Genomic DNA, 17,159 nt, shown 5'->3' on the forward strand with positions numbered 1-17,159 from the left:
CCTGGCAGTTACGGTCATTGCTGCGCGGCGCGCTCTTGCGGACAATCGCCGCATGTTTTCCGCTCATGGATCTGCCGGTATGCCGCAACCGATTTTCTTCGCCCACGCCAACGGGTTCCCTTCGGGCACCTACGGCAAACTGTTCGCGGCGCTGGCGCCGGAATACCGGGTCGCGCATCTGGAGCAGCACGCCCATGACCCGCGTTTCCCGGCGGACGACAACTGGCACAACCTCGTGGACGAGCTGGTTCATCACCTGCGCCAGCAAGACGAACCGGTGTGGGGCGTCGGCCACTCCTTCGGCGGCATGCTGCACCTGCATGCCGCCCTGCGGTGCCCGGAGCTGTACCGCGGGGTGGTGATGCTCGACTCGCCGGTGCTGACCCGCACCGATCAGTGGGTGATCCGCGCCGCCAAGCGTTTCGGCTTCATCGACCGGCTGACCCCGGCAGGGCGCACCCTGGGCCGGCGCGAAGAGTTCGCCGACCTCGCCAGCGCCCGCAGCTACTTCGCCGGCAAGACCCTGTTCCGGGGCTTCGACCCGGAATGCTTCGATGCCTACCTGCAGCACGGCCTGCACAAGGTCGGCGACAAGCTGCGCCTGCGCTTCGACCCGGCCACCGAAATCAGCATCTACCGCAGCGTGCCGCACACCAGCCCCGGCCGCACCCGTCAGCTGAAAGTGCCGCTGGCGGTGGTGCGCGGGCACAAGAGCCGTGTGGTGATGAACCACCACACCCGTCACGTCGGGCGCCTGCCCCAGGGCGAGGCGCTGAGCATGCCCGGCGGCCACATGTTTCCCCTCGAACGCCCGCAGGACACGGCGCGGCTGCTCAAAGGGCTGTTCGAACGCTGGGACAGCCGCCAAAGCAAGGACTGCGCATGAGCCCGGCCGTCGAAGAGGTGCGCCTGAGCCTGCCGCACATCGAACTGGCGGCGCACCTGTTCGGCCCCGAAGACGGCCTGCCGGTGATCGCCCTGCATGGCTGGCTGGACAACGCCAACAGCTTCGCCCGCCTGGCGCCGATGCTCAAAGGCCTGCGCATCGTCGCCCTGGACATGGCCGGCCACGGGCATTCCGGGCACCGCCCGAACGGCGCCGGCTATGCGCTGTGGGACTACGCCCACGATGTGCTGCAAGTCGCCGAGCAATTGGGCTGGACGCGCTTCGGCCTGCTCGGGCATTCGCTGGGGGCCATCGTTTCGCTGGTGCTGGCCGGCTCGATGCCGGAGCGCATCAGCCACCTGGCGCTGATCGACGGGGTGATCCCGCCCACCGACAAGGGCGAAAACGCCGCCGAACGCATGGGCATGGCCCTCCAGGCGCAACTGGATCTGCGGGACAAGCGCAAACCGGTCTACGCCACCCTCGACCGCGCCATCGAAGCGCGCATGAAAGGCCTGGTGGCGGTCAGCCGCGAGGCCGCCGAACTGCTGGCGCAACGCGGGCTGATGCCGGTGCCGGGCGGCTACACCTGGCGCACCGACAATCGCCTGACCTTGCCGTCGCCGCTGCGCCTGACCCAGGAGCAGGCGCTAGCGTTCGTCCAGCGCATCACCTGCCCCGCGCAATTGGTGGTGGCGGCCGACGGCATGCTGGCCAAGCATCCGGAGCTGCTGGAGCGTCTACCCTTCAGTCGTGAACAGCTGCCCGGCGGGCACCACCTGCACCTGAACGACGCGTCCGGCGCGGGGCTTGTCGCAGACTGTTTCAATCGGTTCTTCGCCATTCCTTGACTTGCGCCGGGCAACTGTCGAGGCTGAGCGGGTTGAAATGGGAGACGACCAAGATGGATTTCCGCACCGCAACCCCGCACCGCCTCCAGGGCGCCCAGGCCATGCCGATCCGATGAGCCTGCGCATTCGATTCATCAGCCTGCTGGCGCTGGGCTGCTTCAGCGCCGCGGCGTCGGCCGCCGACCTGCCCGGCAGCCAGGATCTGCCGATCGTGCCGCGCCTGGCCGACGCCCAGATCGTCGATTACCGCGCGCCCGTCGAGATGGAACGCATCTACCCGTTGGGCGCCATCCGCAAGATCAGCGGCCAGTTGCGCTTCGACGGCCAGGTCGGCGCCCGCGGCCAGACCACCTCCGTCACCTATGAGCTGCCGCCGGAGCATTCCTCCACCGAAGCCTTCACCGTCGCCCGCGAGGCCCTGCAGAAGCAGGACGCCGAACTGCTGTTCTGGTGTCAGGCCCGGGATTGCGGCGAAAGCAGCCTGTGGGCCAACGAAGTGTTCGGCAACGCCAAGCTGTACGGCGCCGACGAGCAGCAGGCCTATCTGCTGCTGAGGCTGGCGGCGCCACGGGACAACACGCTGGTGGCGCTCTACGGCATCACGCGGGGCAACCGCAAGGCCTACCTGCACGTCGAGCAGTTCGAATCCGGCGCGCCGCTGGGTGACCTGCTGCCGACCTCCGCGACCTTGCTGCGCCAGCTCAAGAGCACCGGCGAGCTGGATTTCCCAAAACTCTCCGGCGAGCCGGACGACACCTGGCTGCGCCTGCTGTCCCGTGGGCTGAACCTCGACACTACGCTGCGGGTGACGGTCGCAGGACCGAAGGCCGAGGCCTGGCGCCAGGCGCTGATCGGCTCCGGCGTGCGTGCGGCCCGAATGGAAACCGGCAGCGGGGATGGTTCCGGCCTGCGCATCGACCTGTTGCGCTAGGCACATCGGGCGGACACGGGCGGCGTGTTCGCCTACTCTTTGGCTGAATCATTGTTTCGGGACCTCACATGCTCAATAACGATCGGCTGTTGGTGCAGATCCTCCTGCTGGTGCTGTTCGGCGCCAGCCTGTGGGTGATGGCGCCGTTCTGGTCGGCGCTGTTCTGGGGCGCGGTGCTGGCGTTCGCCAGCTGGCCGCTGATGCGCCTGCTGACCCGTTGGCTCAATGGCCGCGAGTCCCTGGCGGCGCTGGTGCTGACCCTCGGCTGGATGCTGCTGGTGGCGGCGCCGCTGGTATGGCTGGGGTTCAACTTGGCCGACCATGTGCGTGACGCCACGTCGTTCATCAAGGACGTGCAGGTCGACGGCCTGCCGGAGGCGCCGGACTGGCTGGGCGCCGTGCCGCTGGTGGGCGAGCGGCTGGTGCGGGTCTGGAACAGCATCGATCAGCAGGGCGCCGCGGTGATCGTGGCGGTCAAGCCTTACCTCGGGCAGGTCGGCAACTGGCTGCTGGCGCGCAGCGCGCAGATCGGCAGCGGCATGCTCGAACTGACCCTGAGCATCGTCTTCGTGTTCTTCTTCTACCGTGACGGCCCGCGGTTGGCGGCGTTCGTCCACAGCCTGCTCGAGCGGCTGATCGGCGACCGCGCCGGTTACTACATCGAACTGGTGGCCGGCACGGTGCAGCGGGTGGTCAACGGGGTGATCGGCACGGCGGCGGCCCAGGGGCTGCTGGCGCTGATCGGCTTCCTGATCGCCGGGGTGCCGGGGGCGCTGGTGCTGGGGATCGTCACCTTCCTGCTCAGCCTGATCCCGATGGGGCCGCCGCTGGTGTGGATCCCGGCCACGGCGTGGCTGGCCTGGAAGGGCGACTACGGGATGGCGGTATTTCTCGGGATCTGGGGCACGTTCATCATCAGCGGCGTGGACAACGTGCTCAAGCCGTACCTGATCAGCCGCGGCGGCAACCTGCCGCTGGTGATCGTGCTGCTCGGAGTGTTCGGCGGCTTGATCGCGTTCGGCTTCATCGGCCTGTTCATCGGGCCGACCCTGTTGGCGGTGGCCTACAGCCTGCTGACCGACTGGAGCAAGAGCCAGGCGCGGGTCGAAGACCGGCGCTGAGGCGTTGCCCGGCCATCGGCTGCGCCCCCATCGCCAGCAGGCTGGCTCCCACAGGGTTTTGCGTTGAACGACAATCTCGCGTTCAGCAGAGATCCCCTGTAGGAGCCAGCCTGCTGGCGATGGCGTCAGTCGAGGCGCCGCAAGGCCGGATCAAGGCAGTTGCGCCCACAGGAACCTGCAAGAGCGGGCCTGCCCGTCATGCCTTCGGCTCAAGTCGACACATTCAGGTACTTGCCCACCGGCGCCGCGTTGTCGAGCGAGTATTGCTTGCTCAGGTTGGCGATCATGCGGTTCAGCGCCTGGGCCGTGGACTGTCGGGTGTCGGCCGTCGCTTCGTCGTTCGGGCGTTCGCGGCCGGCCTGCAGCGCAGCCTTCAACTCGTCGCTGCTGACACCGCCGCTGCCGTCGCTGTCCAGCACCTTGAGCAGCGCGGCGGCGTTGTCGGTGTCGGAGGACGAGGCGCTGGCGCCGGTCTGCACGGCGCTGCTCAGTTCGGTGGCGGTGACGCTGCCGTCGCTGTCGGCATCGAGCTGGCTGAACAGTTCATCGCCGGACATCGGCTGCTGCGGCGGCGATGGAGGAGCGAGGCTGGCGGCGAGCTCGTCCTGGCTGACGACGCCGTCCTGGTTCTTGTCCAAAACCGAGAAGATTTCGCTGCTGTCGGCAGTGCTGCCGGCGCTGGTCAGGCCGGTGCTCAGTTCGTCGCCGCTGATGGCGCCGTCGCCGTCGGTGTCCAGGGCGCTGATCAGGGCATCGGCCAGTTCGGTGTTCGGCGCTTGGTCGTGGGGCGGTGGCGGCGGAGGCGCCATGGCGGTCATTTCTTCGGCGCTGAGGCTGCCGCTGGCATCGCTGTCCAGATCGCCGAACTGCTGGCTCAGGCTGACCAGCAGGCCATCGTCGGACTTCTGCGACAGGGCGCTGCCCAATTCGTCCTGATCCACCGAACCGTCGCCGTTGCTGTCGAGCTTGGCGAACAGCTCCTTCTGCAGTTGCTGGCTGCGGGCGTTTTGCGTGGCGGTGCTGCTGGTGCCGGTATAGCTCGTGTAGTTGCTGACGCTGCCGATCATCGGGCTCACTCCTTGGGCTGGAAACCGGTGGGTGCACCGGCTTGTGCAGCCTCGGGGCGCGAGTTGTCGTGGGTATGTGGGTTTTGTACCGGGCAGTACACACGCGTGAGGGCGAGGCTGCTGGCGAAGGCGTTCTGTCAGCCAGTCTCTCTGGTGGGGGTGAGGGCCCTATCGCGAGCAGGCTCGCCCTCATAGAGGGCTCGGCCGGATCTCAGGCGCGGGGCAGGAGGATGACGGCGGTGAGACCGCCGCCCGGGGTCTCTTCCAGGGTCAGTTGCCCGCCGAGGCGCTGCGCCGCCTCCCGGGCGATGGTCATGCCCAGGCCGACGCCGCCGGAGTTGCGGTTGCGCGAGCCTTCCAGCCGGTAGAACGGCTCGAACACCGCTTCGCGTTTGTCCGCCGCGATGCCGGGGCCGTGATCGACCACCCGGATCAGCAAGTGCCCGCGTTGGTCGTGCAGTTCGATGTGCGCCTGGCCGGCGTAGCGCAGGGCGTTGTCCATCAGGTTGTTGATGCACGAACGCAGCGCCATCGGCTGCACCTGCAACGGCGCGCAGTGGCCGCTGACCTGGACGTCGGCGCCCTGATCCTGGGCGTTCTCGCACAACGACTCGACCAGCGCCTGCACGTCCATCCACTGCAACGCTTCGCTGGTGCGCTGTTCGTGCAGGTAGGTCAGGGTGGCGTCGAGCATGCCGATCATGTCGTCCAGATCCTGGCGCATCTGGCCTTGCAGGCGGTCGTCGCTGATGTTCTCCAGGCGCAGCTTCAGGCGCGACAGCGGCGTGCGCAGGTCATGGGACACCGCGCCGAGCATCCGGGCGCGCTGCTGCACCTGCTCGCGGATGCGTCGCTGCATCAGGTTGAAGGTGTGCGCCGCCTGCCGCGCCTCCCGCGGGCCGGATTCGTCCAGCGGCGGGCTGTCGAGATCCTCGCTCAGGCGTTCGGCGGCGTCGCTCAGGCGCTGGATCGGCCGGCTCAGCAGCTTGGCGCCGTACCAGGCGGCAATCATCAGCGAGACGAACTGGAAGGTCAGCGGCACCAGCGGGCCGCCGAACCAGGGCCGGGGAGGGCGTTGGGCAAAGCGCGGGTCCGGCGGCCGCTTGGGGTCGAACTGCCCGGAGAACTGCGCAGGCATCGGGGGCGGCGGCGGAGGGCCGTACAGCCTGAACCAGGCGAAGGCCAACAGGTGCGCCAGGACGATCGCCAGAAAGAGCACGCCGAACAGGCGGCCGAACAGCGTGTCGAAGCGCGCCCGCATCAGCCGATGTCCCGCGCGTCGAACAGGTAGCCCTCGCCGCGCACGGTCTTGATCAGCTGCGGCGCTTTCGGGTCGTCGCCCAGCTTTTGCCGCAGGCGCGACACCAGCAGGTCGATGCTGCGGTCGAACGCCTCGATCGAGCGGCCCCGGGCGGCGTCGAGCAGCTGTTCGCGGCTGAGCACCCGGCGCGGGCGTTCGATGAAGACCCACAGCAGGCGGAACTCGGCGTTGGACAGCGGCACGACCAGGCCGTCGTCGGCGATCAGCTGGCGCAGGACGCTGTTCAGGCGCCAGTTGTCGAAGCGGATGTTGGCGCGCTGCTCGGTGCGGTCGTCGCGCACACGACGCAGGATCGTCTGGATCCGCGCCACCAGCTCCCGGGGCTCGAACGGCTTGGCCATGTAGTCGTCGGCGCCCAGTTCCAGGCCGATGATGCGGTCGGTGGGTTCGCAGCGGGCGGTGAGCATCAGGATCGGGATGTCCGACTCGGCGCGCAGCCAGCGGCACAGCGACAGACCGTCCTCGCCGGGCAGCATCAGGTCGAGCACCACCACGTCGAAATGTTCGGCCAGCAGGGCCTGGCGCATGGCGGCGCCGTCGCTGACACCGCTGGCGTGGATGTTGAAGCGGGCCAGGTAGTCGATCATCAGCTCGCGGATCGGCACGTCATCGTCGACGATCAGCGCGCGGATGCTCCAGCGCTTGTCGTCTTTGTGCTCTTCGTTCACGGGGGCTTGGGTGTTGTGCATGGGGCTGTTCATCTGCCAGTGGGCCGCCAACCACAAAGATAGGCTGCGAGGTTGTGGTTTCAGCATAGGCGTCCGGCCGTGGGGCGGGAAGGGCTGCTGTAGGGACGTGTTGCGGCGGGCGAGGCTAGCGCGCACGCATGTTGCCGGCGTGTCGGTTGTGTATCGGGATCGACACAATAGCGCCGAACGCCGCCCCGGACACGGCCTTCGCCACGATTTGCCGATCATCGGGTGCCGCGCGGGCGCCGGTTCCGCTACAATGCGCGCCGATTTCGACTTGCCTGAGAGCCCGCCCATGTCCGCCTGCCAGACGCCCATCATCGTCGCCCTGGATTTCCCCACCCGTGACGCCGCCCTGAAGCTGGCCGACCAGTTGGACCCGAAGCTGTGCCGGGTCAAGGTGGGCAAGGAACTGTTCACCAGCTGCGCCTCGGAAATCGTCGGCACCCTGCGCGACAAGGGGTTCGAGGTGTTCCTTGACCTGAAATTCCATGACATCCCCAACACCACCGCGATGGCGGTCAAGGCCGCCGCCGAGATGGGTGTGTGGATGGTCAACGTGCACTGCTCCGGCGGCCTGCGCATGATGGCGGCCTGCCGCGAAGAGCTGGCCAAGCGCAGCGGCCCGCAGCCGCTGCTGATCGGCGTGACCGTGCTGACCAGCATGGAGCGCGAGGATCTGGCCGGCATCGGCCTGGACATCGAGCCTCAGGAGCAGGTGCTGCGCCTGGCCGCCTTGGCCGAAAAGGCCGGAATGGACGGCCTGGTGTGCTCGGCCCAGGAAGCCCAGGCCTTGAAGGCGGCGCATCCGGCGCTGCAACTGGTGACCCCGGGGATCCGTCCGGCGGGCAGCGCCCAGGACGACCAGCGCCGTATCCTGACCCCGCGCCAGGCGCTGGACGCAGGCTCCGACTACCTGGTGATCGGTCGCCCGATCAGCCAGGCGGCGGATCCGGCCAAGGCCCTGGCGGCGGTCGTGGCCGAGCTGGCCTGACCCGGACATAGCCGAACATCTGCGGGAGCGGCGGTGCAACCTTGCACCGTCGCTCCCGCAGTGGTTTCCGGGGGCTTCAGACCTTCAGCACCAACTTGCCGAAGTTCTCGCCGCTGAACAGCTTCGCCAGCGTCTCGGGGAAGGTCTCCAGCCCTTCGACGATGTCTTCCCGGCTCTTGAGCTGTCCCTTGGCCAGCCAGCCGGCCATTTCCTTGGCGGCGTCGGCGTACTGCGCGGCGTAGTCCAGCACCACGAACCCTTCCATCCGTGCGCGGTTGACCAGCAACGACAGGTAGTTGGCCGGGCCTTTGACCGCTTCTTTGTTGTTGTACTGGCTGATGGCGCCGCAGATCACCACCCGCGCCTTGAAATTCAGTTGGCTGAGCACCGCGTCGAGGATGTCGCCGCCGACGTTGTCGAAGTACACGTCCACGCCTTTCGGGCATTCGCGCTTGAGGCCGGCCAGCACGTTTTCGCTCTTGTAGTCGATGACCCCGTCGAAGCCCAGTTCATCGACCAGGTACTTGCACTTGTCGGCGCCGCCGGCGATGCCGACCACCCGGCAGCCTTTGATTTTCGCGATCTGCCCGGCGATGCTGCCCACGGCCCCGGCCGCGCCGGACAGCACCACCGTGTCGCCGGCCTTCGGTGCGCCGACGTCCAGCAGCGCGAAGTAGGCGGTCATGCCGGTCATGCCCAGCGCCGACAGATAGACCGGCAGCGGCGCCAGTTTCGGATCGACCTTGTAGAAGCCCTTCGGCTCGCCGAGGTAGTAGTCCTGCACGCCCAAGGCGCCGTTGACGTAGTCGCCGACCGCGAAACCGGGGTGGTTCGAGGCGGTGACCCGGCCCACGCCCAAGGCGCGCATGACCTCGCCGATGTTCACCGGCGGAATGTAGGACTTGCCTTCGTTCATCCAGCCGCGCATGGCCGGATCCAGGGACAGGTATTCGTTCTTGACCAGGATCTGCCCGGCCGCCGGTTCGCCGACCGGTACGGTCTGATAGGTGAAGGTTTCGCGGGTCGCGGCGCCCACGGGGCGGTTGGCGAGCAGGAACTGGCGGTTGTTCTGGGTAGTCATGGCAGGCACTCGGACGGTGTGAAGCCTTGTTGATAGACCGTCATCGCCGATGCCGCAAGGTCGGCTGACGGGGCGAATGCAGGTTTATCCGATTCGGTGATAGTGCTGCAGGGGTATCCATCACTGGGATCCATGGGCCGCCAACGGGGCTCTTGATAGTGCTGACGCGCCGCCGGCCGTTGTGGCTATCCTCGACGCCGATGTTTCCCTGTGCTGACAATCCTTCGAGGACACAACAATGAGCATGACGTTTTCCGGCCAGGTTGCCGTAGTGACGGGCGCGGCCAACGGCATCGGCCGCGCCACCGCCCTGGCGTTCGCCGCCGAGGGCCTGAAGGTGGTGGTGGCGGACCTGGATGCGGCCGGAGGGGAAGGCACGGTGGCGCTGATCCGCGCCGCCGGCGGTGAAGCGACCTTTGTGCGCTGCAACGTCACCGTCGAAAGCGAAGTGAAAAATCTGATGGACGAAGTGATCAACGCCTACGGCCGTCTCGACTATGCCTTCAACAACGCCGGCATCGAGATCGAGAAGGGCAAGCTGGCCGAAGGCTCGATGGACGAGTTCGACGCGATCATGGGCGTCAACGTCAAGGGCGTCTGGCTGTGCATGAAGTACCAGTTGCCGCTGTTGCTGGCCCAGGGTGGCGGGGCGATCGTCAACACCGCGTCGGTGGCCGGGCTCGGCGCCGCGCCGAAGATGAGCATCTATGCCGCCTCCAAGCATGCGGTGATCGGCCTGACCAAGTCGGCGGCCATCGAGTACGCCAAGAAAAAGATCCGGGTCAACGCTGTGTGTCCGGCGGTGATCGACACCGACATGTTCCGCCGGGCCTACGAGGCCGATCCGAAGAAAGGCGAGTTCGCCAACGCGATGCATCCGGTCGGCCGCATCGGCAAGGTCGAGGAGATCGCCAGCGCGGTGCTGTACCTGTGCAGCGACGGCGCGGCGTTCACCACCGGCCATTCCCTGGCGGTGGACGGCGGCGTCACGGCGTTCTGAATGCAGGCGGGACAACGCCTCGGGAAACCCGCCTTCGTGCGGGTTTTTTGTTTTCAACTGGCTCGGTGAGCCATTTAAACATTGTATTTCAAATAGTTAGGGGAGCCCCTTTTGGCGGCGTTGTCGCACAACGTGCCCGGCGCCGCTGTGCTTTACTGCCGTCAGCAAAACGGACAGGAGTTGGCTTGCTCATGGAATTGAGAATTGATCGACAGGCACTGGTGCCCGTCGTCCAGCAGATCGTTGACGGACTGACCGAATGGATCCTGCAGGGCGACGTGGCCCCGTCCACGCGATTGCCGTCCGTACGGCAGATCGCGCGCTGCAACCTGCTCAGCCAGTCGTGCGTGGCCGAGGCCTGCGAGCGTCTGGTGGCCCAAGGCCTTTTGGCGGCGCGGCCGGGTTCGGGCTTCATGGTGGCCCCGGGAGGCTCGGTGAGATGTAGCGGCGCCGCCTATGCCGTGGGGGCGCCAGGCCAGGCCGAGGCGTTGATGCTGGGCTGCGGCGTGCTGCCCGAGAGCTGGCGCGAACCCGATGACCTCAGCTATGCGATCCGTCAGGTGGCCCGCACGGACATGGCCGGCCTGTTCAACTACGGCACGCCGCTGGGTCTGCCGGCCCTGCGCGCGCAGATCGTCAAACGCCTCAAGGGCCTGGACATCCAGGTCGGCGACGAACAGGTGCTGACCACGGCCGGGGCCAGCCAGGGCCTCGACCTGATCGTACGGGCGCTGTTCAAGGCGGGCGATAGCGTGCTCGTCGAGTCCCCCGGCTACGCGCCGCTGTTCGATCTCCTGCGGTTGCAGGGCGTGCGCATGCTCGAGGTGCGGCGGCTGCCCGACGGTCCGGACACCGAGGCGCTCGAGGCGCTGATCCGAAGCCTGCGGCCCAAGGCACTGTTCATCAACAGCCATCACCAGAACCCCACGGGCAGCAGCCTGGCGCCGGCGGTGGCCAGGCGGGTCCTGCAACTGTGCACGACCCACGGCGTGCGTCTGATCGAAGACGACGTCTACGCGGACCTGCATCATGGCCGAGGCGTACGGCTGGCGGCCCAGGGCGACGGGCAGGGCGTGATCTACGTCGGCAGTTTCTCCAAGACCCTCAGCAGTTCGCTGCGGGTCGGCTTCGTGGCGTCCGATGCCGACACCATCGCGCAGTTGGCCCGCGTCAAGACGGTCAGCAGCCTGGGCGGGTCGGGCTTCTGCGAAGCGGTGATGGCGAGCCTGCTGGCCAGCGGTGCCTACCGCAAACTGGTGCAGCGTCAGCGGCAGCGTCTGAGCACCGACCGCACGGCCGCGCTGGAGATGTTGGAGGAGGCCGATTGGGAGGTGTTCGGCAAACCGGCAGGGGGGCTGTTCATCTGGGCCCGCCCGACCCGGGACGACCAGGCGCGGGTGCGCGAGCGGGCGCGCGGTTGCGGCGTGATGCTGGCATCGGCCGATGCGTTCAGCCCCAGCGGCGAATGCAGCGACTGGCAGCGCATCAACGTGGCCTACGCCTGCGATCCCCGGGCCCGGCGGTTCTTCCGGGGAGTGGCGGCAGATCGACCTCGAATGTTCTGAAAACGACGGGTGTCTAGCTTTTTGCCATTATTCCGACGCCAGAGACTTGTGCTGTTCCATGGCCGTTGCGAATCTTCGGCTACAGACAATGGCAGGGGACTACGCGCAATGATTTCGGCCGTGCAAGGACATTTTGCCAACCTCGGTATGGCGAAAAAACTGGGTGTCGGGTTTGTTCTGGTGCTGCTGTTGACCGCCCTGGTGGCAGCCATCGGCGTCTGGTCCCTGCAAACGATCAGTCAGCGCTTCGACGGCCTCAAGCAGATGTCATCGCTCAACAGCGGCCTGCTCAAGGTGCGTCTGCTGGAGCAGGACTACGCGCTGCACGCCAATCCGAAAACCGTCGACGCCTTGCACGAGGGCGTCGACGGCCTGTTGGCCCTGGCCGCACAGCTCAAGGCGCAATCGGCGGTCAACGCTTCGGTGATGAGCGACGTCGAACAGTCGCTGGGCGCCTACCGCAAGGCGTTCGACGAGTTCGTGTCCCTGACCCAGGCCAAGGATCTGGCGCTGGAGATGGCCAGCTGGTCGGTGTCCAGCGTGGCCAACAACCTGGACGTGCTGCAGGCCGGTCTGGCCGATGACGGCGCGTACACCCTCAAGGATTCCGAGGGCAAGGACGGTGCGCAGTTCATTGAGCAGGCCAGCCAGGTCAGCCAGGTGTCGCGCCTGATGCTGCAGGCGATGAACGAGGCGCGGGTGCGCCTGGACCAGAGCCGCAAGGGCGATGCCGACAGCGCCGGCAAAGGCAACATCGAGCAGGCGGCCCAGGCCTTGTCCCAGGCCGAGCAGTTGAAGACGACGGTCAAGGACGAGGGCTATCTGACGGTGCTCAACGAGGTGTCCGGGCACATCGCCGGTTTCAACGACAAGCTGGCCGAGTACACCGGCCTGCTGGCTCAGGAAAAGACCGTGTACGAACAACTGCATCAGCGCGCCGCCGAGGTGGTGGCGCGGGTCGATCAGGCCTATGCCGACGAAGACGGCGCGATGCAGGCGGAACTGAAGAAAAACTCGGTGCTGATCGTCGGGTCTTCGGCGTTGGCGTTGCTGGTGGGCCTGGTCGCGGCCTGGGTGATCACCCGCCTGATCGTCGCGCCGCTGCGCAGCGTGATCCGTGTCGCGCAGCAGATCGCCGCCGGCGACCTGAGTTCGAAGGTGGAAGTGACCCGCCGCGATGAGATCGGCCAACTGATGGCCGCCATGCAGCAGATGGGCGACGGGCTCAGTGCCATCGTCAGCGGATTGCAGGCGGGCATCGAGCAATTGGCCGGTTCGGCGCAGTCGCTGTCGGCGGTCACCGAGCAGACCAACCTTGAGGTCAGCAGCCAGAAGGAAGAGACCGAACAGGTCGCCACGGCCATGAACCAGATGACCGCCACCGTCCATGACGTGGCGCGCAACGCTGAAGAGGCGGCGCTGGCGGCGCAGACGGCCGACGGCAAGGTCGAGAGCGGCCAGCAGGTAGTGCGCCAGAGCATGGCGCGCATCGAGCAGTTGGCGGAGTCGGCGACGACCGCCAGTTCCAGCATCGAAAGCCTCAGCGCGGAAATCCAGAACATCGGCACGGTGCTCGGTGTGATCAAGAGTGTCGCCGAGCAGACCAACCTGCTGGCGCTCAACGCGGCCATCGAGGCGGCCCGGGCCGGCGAGCAGGGCAGGGGCTTCGCGGTGGTGGCCGACGAGGTACGCGCGCTGGCGCGGCGTACCCAGCAGTCGACGGAAGAGATCGAGCGGCTGGTGAGCGCGCTCCGGGCGGCGGCGCATGCGTCGGTGCAGCAGATCCAGAGCAGCGGCGAACTGGTGAAGCTGGCGGTCAGCGATGCCCTGCAGACGGAAAGCGCGCTAGGCAGCATCGCGGCGGCGGTGTCGTTGATCCAGCAGATGAATCAGCAGATCGCGGCGGCGGCCGAGGAACAGAGTTCCGTGGCCGAGGAGATCAACCGCAGCGTGACCAGCATCCGGGCGAGCGCGGACCAGTCCTCGATTGCGATGCAGGGCAATGCGGCGTCCAGCGTGGAACTGGCGCAGCTGGGGCATGAACTGAAGGGGATGGTGGGGCACTTCAGGCTCTGAACCCCACGCGCGACGCGCCCCGGTTTATGCCAGCCACAAAAAAGCCACCTTGCGGTGGCTTTTCTCATTGCGGATCCGATCAGTCGTAGATCACACGTTTCTTCCAGTCCGCATCGGCTTCGACTTCCTTCAGGCCGGCGGTCAACTGGTTCTCTTCGCCTTCCACCGGCGCGATCTTGTCCATGACCTGCGCGTTGGCCCGGGCCAGGAGCTTTTCCAGGTACTCCAGCTGTTCGGCGTAGATCCGTGGGTCCTGCTGCTTGCGCAGGTACTGGACGCCGCGCTCGAAGGCCAGGCGGGCCTGGCCCGGCTGGTTCTGCTGCAGGAAGTGTTGGCCGAGGTTGTTGAAGAACTCGATGTGCAGCAGCACCAGGATATGGCGCACCTCGCGGACCCAGTGCTTGGCTTCGTTCGGCGGCAGGAAGCCGTCCTGAGCGGCGCGGGTGATCTGGCCGTGCAGGGCTTCGAGCAGGAAGCGCACGTCCTTGGCCTTGGCTTCGGTCTGGATCGGCGACGGCGGGTTGTTGACCGGGATCGATTCGCCCTGGGCCACCAGCGCGCTCAGTTCGGTGATGCGTGCCTTGGTGGTGGCGCTGGTCTTTTCCAGGTTCAGCAGGCGCTGGCAGACGTTCAGCTCCAGACGGGTCAGCAGCAGCTTGAGGGCCGGGGTCATGAACTGGCCGGGGAAGGTTTCGGTCAGTTCGCCGCAGCGGCGCAGGCGGTCGTTGAGCTCGACCTTGGTGCGGGCCTTCTCCAGTTTGTTGTTTTCCACCACATGGTTCATGTAGCCAATGGCGATCAGTAGGGCGATCCCGGCTACGACTAGCAGGGTGATCATGAGTGGTGTCACCGGTAAGACCTCTTTATAGGGTTCACGATCGAGTGTAGTGGCTAGGCATTTACGCGCCTAGGGCCGCTCGACGAGTTGGATCGGCGTGGCTGAACCTGTATCGGCCAGGCGCCTGCTTATATGAATGCTGGCGCGTGGGGTTCAGATTGCCATCACCTATGCCGTGGACTATAGCGCCTTGGCGGGTGTCGGAATATAGGCGTCAAACGCCGGACGGCAGAAAAGCCCGGACGGCCTCTGAAAGCAGGTCGAAGTCATTGATTTAAATAAATTTATATCAGGGGGTTGACGACCTCTCAAACCATCCATAGAATGCGCGCCACTTGCAGCGTAAAGCACACAGCGAAACGAAGCAGGGAGTGAATGTTGTAGCGTGTCCCCTTCGTCTAGTGGCCTAGGACACCGCCCTTTCACGGCGGTAACAGGGGTTCGAGTCCCCTAGGGGACGCCAATGCGGGAATAGCTCAGTTGGTAGAGCACGACCTTGCCAAGGTCGGGGTCGCGAGTTCGAGTCTCGTTTCCCGCTCCAATTTTAAACGGCACTGCTTTCGGGCAGGGTCGAGTGAAACCAGAACCAAGTCTTCGGATGCGGATCTGGACACCGAAACACACACCATGTGTTCCGGGTAGCGTGTCCCCTTCGTCTAGTGGCCTAGGACACCGCCCTTTCACGGCGGTAACAGGGGTTCGAGTCCCCTAGGGGACGCCATTTGCGGGAATAGCTCAGTTGGTAGAGCACGACCTTGCCAAGGTCGGGGTCGCGAGTTCGAGTCTCGTTTCCCGCTCCAATTTCACAGAAACGCCGCTCAGAGATGAGCGGCGTTTTTGTTTGTCCAGAGTTTGTGTGGCCTGTGGGCGCGAGCCTGCCCGCGCTGGCGGTGCGTCAGCCAATGCAGCGCTGAAGGGTCGGGCCCGCCGCTCGGGCAGGCCCTGTCATCTCCTCAAAGCGTCGGCAATTGCCCGATGCGTCCCATCATTTCCGTCACGATCTGCAGATCCAGCAAAAACTGCTCGTTGGTCTTGAACTCGCCGTCGGTGTGGCCGGTGTACTTCTCTTCAGGCCGGGCCAGGCCGAACTGCACGCCGTTGGGCAATTCGTGCACCGACGTGGCGCCGGCCGACGTGCCGAACTCATGCTTCATGCCCAGGTTTTCGCTGGCCACGGCCAGCAAGGCCTTGACCCACTCGCCTTCGGGATTGCGGTACATCGGTTCGGCCACCGAGTAGTCGAAGTTGACCGCGACCTTGTTCTTCTTGCTCCAGGCCGCCAGCTTGTCGGCGATTTCCGTCTTGAGCACCTCCGGCGTCTTGCCCTTCGGCACGCGCAGGTTCACCGCCAGCTTGAAGTCTTTCTCGTCTTTCCCGACATAGGTCAAGGAGGTGGTCAGCGGCCCCATGAACGCATCCGAGAAGCCCACGCCCAGCTTGTTGCCCTTGTAGTCCAGGCCCCAGTTGTCGGCGGCGTAGCGGGCCGCATCGGTGTAGGCGTTGCGCTTGAGCGCGACTTTGCCGTCGAGGCCGTGAATGAAATCGAGCATCCGCGCCACCGGGTTCACCCCGGATTCGGGTTCGGAGGAGTGGGCGGAAACACCGGTGACCGAGAGTTTGACGTCCTTGCCGTCGACCTTGGCGCTAATCTGGAAGTCCCCGCCGTTGCGTTTGGCGTACTCATCGCCGGCCTTCTGCAGGCCGGCCGCCAGTTCGGCGGGCTTGTCGGTCACCAGGGTGACGACCGAAACCGAAGGAATCTGGTTGGTCGCCAGGCCGCCGGTCATCGAAACGATCTCGGCGCCCTTGCCCTCGGCCTTGCGCAGAGGGAAATGGGCCATCACGGTGCCGTAGCCCTTTTCGGCGATCACCACCGGGTAGCCGCCGTCCAGCGCGAGGTTGTACTCCGGCGTCGGGTTGCGTTCGAAGTAGTAAGGGATCGCATCGCCGGTGGTCTCTTCGGTGGTGTCCACCAGCAGCTTGAAGTTGCGCGCCAGCGGCAGCTTCTCTTCCTTGATGACCTTCATCGCGTACAGCGTCACCACAATGCCGTTCTTGTCGTCTTCGGTGCCGCGTCCGTACATGCGGTCGCCGATCACGGTGACCTTGAACGGGTCGAGGCGGGTGCCGTCCTGCAGAACCCAGTTCTCCGGCGTCACCGGCACCACGTCGGCGTGGGCGTGGATGCCCACGACTTCCTTGCCGCTGCCTTCCAGGGAGATCTCGTAGACGCGGTTGTCGATGTTGCGATAGTTCAGGTTGAACGCCTGGGCGAGGCTTTTGATCTTGTCGGCGATCTTGATGAATTCAGGGTTCTCGTGCTGGGCGACGCCGTCCTTGCGGAAGGTCGGGATCTCCACCAGTTCGCGCAGGGTCTCCTTGGCCGCATTGCCGTACTTGACCCGGGTATAGAGGCCGAGCAGGCGATGGATCTCGTTGCGTTGTTCGGCGGTCAGGTCCTTGTTGTCGAGGAATGCCTTGATGGCCGGGCCGACGTCTGCGGTGTTGCCCAGGTCGCTCTTGGCCAGGTTGCCCAGAAACTGCCGGAAATCGGTGGCCGGCGTCTCGCTGAAGGTTTTGATGATGGCCGCGCTCTGCTGCGGCGTGACGTTGGCGGCGGCAGGCAGGGCGAGCGCGGACAGGCCGGCCAGGATTAGGGTCGAAGCGGCTAGGCGCTTGAAGGGGACGTTCATTGCTGTGGGCATTCCTTTGCAGGCGGTGAGTGGGAAATGTCTGAAC

At 65.9% G+C, this 17,159-nt stretch carries 14 protein-coding genes, 4 tRNA genes and 1 pseudogene; 13 read left to right on the forward strand and 6 right to left on the reverse strand.

Annotated features, from left to right (window positions below):
• The first annotated feature begins 79 nt into the window (after positions 1 to 79).
• The 4 genes from CAG29_RS05775 (at position 80) to CAG29_RS05790 (ending at position 3,789) form a co-directional block, all read left to right on the forward strand.
• Positions 80 to 886 carry an alpha/beta fold hydrolase gene (locus CAG29_RS05775; RefSeq protein ID WP_085578163.1) on the forward strand — a complete coding sequence of 269 codons (807 nt, stop codon included), beginning with the start codon at positions 80 to 82 and terminating at the stop codon, positions 884 to 886.
• Entirely contained in the window at positions 883 to 1,737 is an 855-nt protein-coding gene (locus tag CAG29_RS05780; RefSeq protein ID WP_085693954.1) for an alpha/beta hydrolase, read from the forward strand. The genes CAG29_RS05775 and CAG29_RS05780 overlap by 4 nt, the downstream gene beginning before the upstream one ends.
• A gap of 124 nt (positions 1,738 to 1,861) precedes the next feature.
• Complete coding sequence (locus CAG29_RS05785) at positions 1,862 to 2,668, forward strand: DUF4892 domain-containing protein (RefSeq protein ID WP_085578290.1); 807 nt, start codon at positions 1,862 to 1,864, stop codon at positions 2,666 to 2,668.
• Between the two features lie 68 nt (positions 2,669 to 2,736).
• Entirely contained in the window at positions 2,737 to 3,789 is a 1,053-nt protein-coding gene (locus tag CAG29_RS05790) for an AI-2E family transporter (RefSeq protein ID WP_085578161.1), read from the forward strand.
• 209 nt (positions 3,790 to 3,998) lie between these two features.
• On the opposite strand, the gene xopAW is transcribed toward CAG29_RS05790, so the two are convergent.
• The 3 genes from xopAW to CAG29_RS05805 form a co-directional block, all read right to left on the reverse strand.
• A complete protein-coding gene (gene xopAW, locus CAG29_RS05795) occupies positions 3,999 to 4,856 on the reverse strand; it encodes an EF-hand domain-containing protein (protein ID WP_085693956.1) in 858 nt (285 codons plus the stop codon).
• Positions 4,857 to 5,067: 211 nt separating this feature from the next.
• Positions 5,068 to 6,117 (reverse strand): cell wall metabolism sensor histidine kinase WalK, encoded by a 1,050-nt coding sequence (locus tag CAG29_RS05800; RefSeq protein WP_085629663.1) that lies wholly within the window; start codon positions 6,115 to 6,117, stop codon positions 5,068 to 5,070.
• The gene (locus CAG29_RS05805) at positions 6,117 to 6,866 is read right to left on the reverse strand and encodes a response regulator (protein WP_085578158.1); all 750 of its coding nucleotides are present in this window, start codon (positions 6,864 to 6,866) and stop codon (positions 6,117 to 6,119) included. The genes CAG29_RS05800 and CAG29_RS05805 overlap by 1 nt, the downstream gene beginning before the upstream one ends.
• A 295-nt stretch (positions 6,867 to 7,161) precedes the next feature.
• Between CAG29_RS05805 and pyrF the strand changes: the two genes are divergently transcribed.
• A complete protein-coding gene (gene pyrF, locus CAG29_RS05810) occupies positions 7,162 to 7,860 on the forward strand; it encodes an orotidine-5'-phosphate decarboxylase (RefSeq protein ID WP_170929932.1) in 699 nt (232 codons plus the stop codon).
• 76 nt (positions 7,861 to 7,936) lie between these two features.
• Here pyrF and CAG29_RS05815 read toward each other — a convergent pair whose 3' ends face one another.
• The gene (locus CAG29_RS05815; RefSeq protein ID WP_085578156.1) at positions 7,937 to 8,941 is read right to left on the reverse strand and encodes an NADP-dependent oxidoreductase; all 1,005 of its coding nucleotides are present in this window, start codon (positions 8,939 to 8,941) and stop codon (positions 7,937 to 7,939) included.
• 238 nt (positions 8,942 to 9,179) lie between these two features.
• On the opposite strand from CAG29_RS05815, the gene CAG29_RS05820 reads away from it, so the two are divergent.
• The 4 genes and pseudogenes from CAG29_RS05820 to CAG29_RS28995 all read left to right on the forward strand — a co-directional run bounded on the left by CAG29_RS05820 (position 9,180) and on the right by CAG29_RS28995 (position 13,582).
• The gene (locus CAG29_RS05820; RefSeq protein WP_085578155.1) at positions 9,180 to 9,941 is read left to right on the forward strand and encodes an SDR family oxidoreductase; all 762 of its coding nucleotides are present in this window, start codon (positions 9,180 to 9,182) and stop codon (positions 9,939 to 9,941) included.
• Between the two features lie 191 nt (positions 9,942 to 10,132).
• The gene (locus tag CAG29_RS05825; RefSeq protein WP_085578154.1) at positions 10,133 to 11,506 is read left to right on the forward strand and encodes a PLP-dependent aminotransferase family protein; all 1,374 of its coding nucleotides are present in this window, start codon (positions 10,133 to 10,135) and stop codon (positions 11,504 to 11,506) included.
• A gap of 990 nt (positions 11,507 to 12,496) precedes the next feature.
• Positions 12,497 to 12,724, forward strand: a pseudogene (locus CAG29_RS28990) (HAMP domain-containing protein); the annotation flags it as partial.
• Complete coding sequence (locus tag CAG29_RS28995; RefSeq protein WP_371857105.1) at positions 12,719 to 13,582, forward strand: methyl-accepting chemotaxis protein; 864 nt, start codon at positions 12,719 to 12,721, stop codon at positions 13,580 to 13,582. The pseudogene CAG29_RS28990 and the gene CAG29_RS28995, both read left to right, overlap by 6 nt.
• 79 nt (positions 13,583 to 13,661) lie before the next feature.
• On the opposite strand, the gene CAG29_RS05835 is transcribed toward CAG29_RS28995, so the two are convergent.
• Positions 13,662 to 14,420, reverse strand: coding sequence for a hypothetical protein (locus CAG29_RS05835; protein ID WP_225927212.1), 759 nt, complete (start codon positions 14,418 to 14,420; stop codon positions 13,662 to 13,664).
• A gap of 387 nt (positions 14,421 to 14,807) precedes the next feature.
• Here CAG29_RS05835 and CAG29_RS05840 point away from each other — a divergent pair.
• The 4 genes from CAG29_RS05840 to CAG29_RS05855 all read left to right on the forward strand — a co-directional run bounded on the left by CAG29_RS05840 (position 14,808) and on the right by CAG29_RS05855 (position 15,220).
• Positions 14,808 to 14,883, forward strand: a tRNA-Glu gene (locus CAG29_RS05840).
• A 2-nt stretch (positions 14,884 to 14,885) separates the two neighbouring features.
• Positions 14,886 to 14,961: transfer RNA gene (locus tag CAG29_RS05845), tRNA-Gly, on the forward strand.
• A 104-nt stretch (positions 14,962 to 15,065) separates the two neighbouring features.
• Positions 15,066 to 15,141: transfer RNA gene (locus tag CAG29_RS05850), tRNA-Glu, on the forward strand.
• A 3-nt stretch (positions 15,142 to 15,144) separates the two neighbouring features.
• Positions 15,145 to 15,220: transfer RNA gene (locus tag CAG29_RS05855), tRNA-Gly, on the forward strand.
• A 153-nt stretch (positions 15,221 to 15,373) separates the two neighbouring features.
• Here the strand turns inward: CAG29_RS05855 and CAG29_RS05860 are convergent.
• A complete protein-coding gene (locus CAG29_RS05860) occupies positions 15,374 to 17,113 on the reverse strand; it encodes a dipeptidase (protein WP_085693960.1) in 1,740 nt (579 codons plus the stop codon).
• Positions 17,114 to 17,159: the final 46 nt, after the last annotated feature.

Source organism: Pseudomonas sp. B7(2017), assembly GCF_002112745.1.
Classification (GTDB): Bacteria; Pseudomonadota; Gammaproteobacteria; order Pseudomonadales; family Pseudomonadaceae; genus Aquipseudomonas; species Aquipseudomonas ekonensis.

Bases quoted from the DNA above. Each gene is read 5' to 3' on its own strand.
- CAG29_RS05775 (WP_085578163.1), top strand. From the start codon at position 80: ATGCCGCAACCGATTTTCTTCGCCCACGCCAACGGGTTCCCTTCGGGC.
- CAG29_RS05780 (WP_085693954.1), top strand. From the start codon at position 883: ATGAGCCCGGCCGTCGAAGAGGTGCGCCTGAGCCTGCCGCACATCGAA.
- CAG29_RS05790 (WP_085578161.1), top strand. From the start codon at position 2,737: ATGCTCAATAACGATCGGCTGTTGGTGCAGATCCTCCTGCTGGTGCTG.
- xopAW (WP_085693956.1), bottom strand. From the start codon at position 4,856: ATGATCGGCAGCGTCAGCAACTACACGAGCTATACCGGCACCAGCAGC.
- CAG29_RS05800 (WP_085629663.1), bottom strand. From the start codon at position 6,117: ATGCGGGCGCGCTTCGACACGCTGTTCGGCCGCCTGTTCGGCGTGCTC.
- CAG29_RS05805 (WP_085578158.1), bottom strand. From the start codon at position 6,866: ATGCACAACACCCAAGCCCCCGTGAACGAAGAGCACAAAGACGACAAG.
- pyrF (WP_170929932.1), top strand. From the start codon at position 7,162: ATGTCCGCCTGCCAGACGCCCATCATCGTCGCCCTGGATTTCCCCACC.
- CAG29_RS05815 (WP_085578156.1), bottom strand. From the start codon at position 8,941: ATGACTACCCAGAACAACCGCCAGTTCCTGCTCGCCAACCGCCCCGTG.
- CAG29_RS05820 (WP_085578155.1), top strand. From the start codon at position 9,180: ATGAGCATGACGTTTTCCGGCCAGGTTGCCGTAGTGACGGGCGCGGCC.
- CAG29_RS05825 (WP_085578154.1), top strand. From the start codon at position 10,133: ATGGAATTGAGAATTGATCGACAGGCACTGGTGCCCGTCGTCCAGCAG.
- CAG29_RS28995 (WP_371857105.1), top strand. From the start codon at position 12,719: ATGGGCGACGGGCTCAGTGCCATCGTCAGCGGATTGCAGGCGGGCATC.
- CAG29_RS05835 (WP_225927212.1), bottom strand. From the start codon at position 14,420: ATGATCACCCTGCTAGTCGTAGCCGGGATCGCCCTACTGATCGCCATT.
- CAG29_RS05860 (WP_085693960.1), bottom strand. From the start codon at position 17,113: ATGAACGTCCCCTTCAAGCGCCTAGCCGCTTCGACCCTAATCCTGGCC.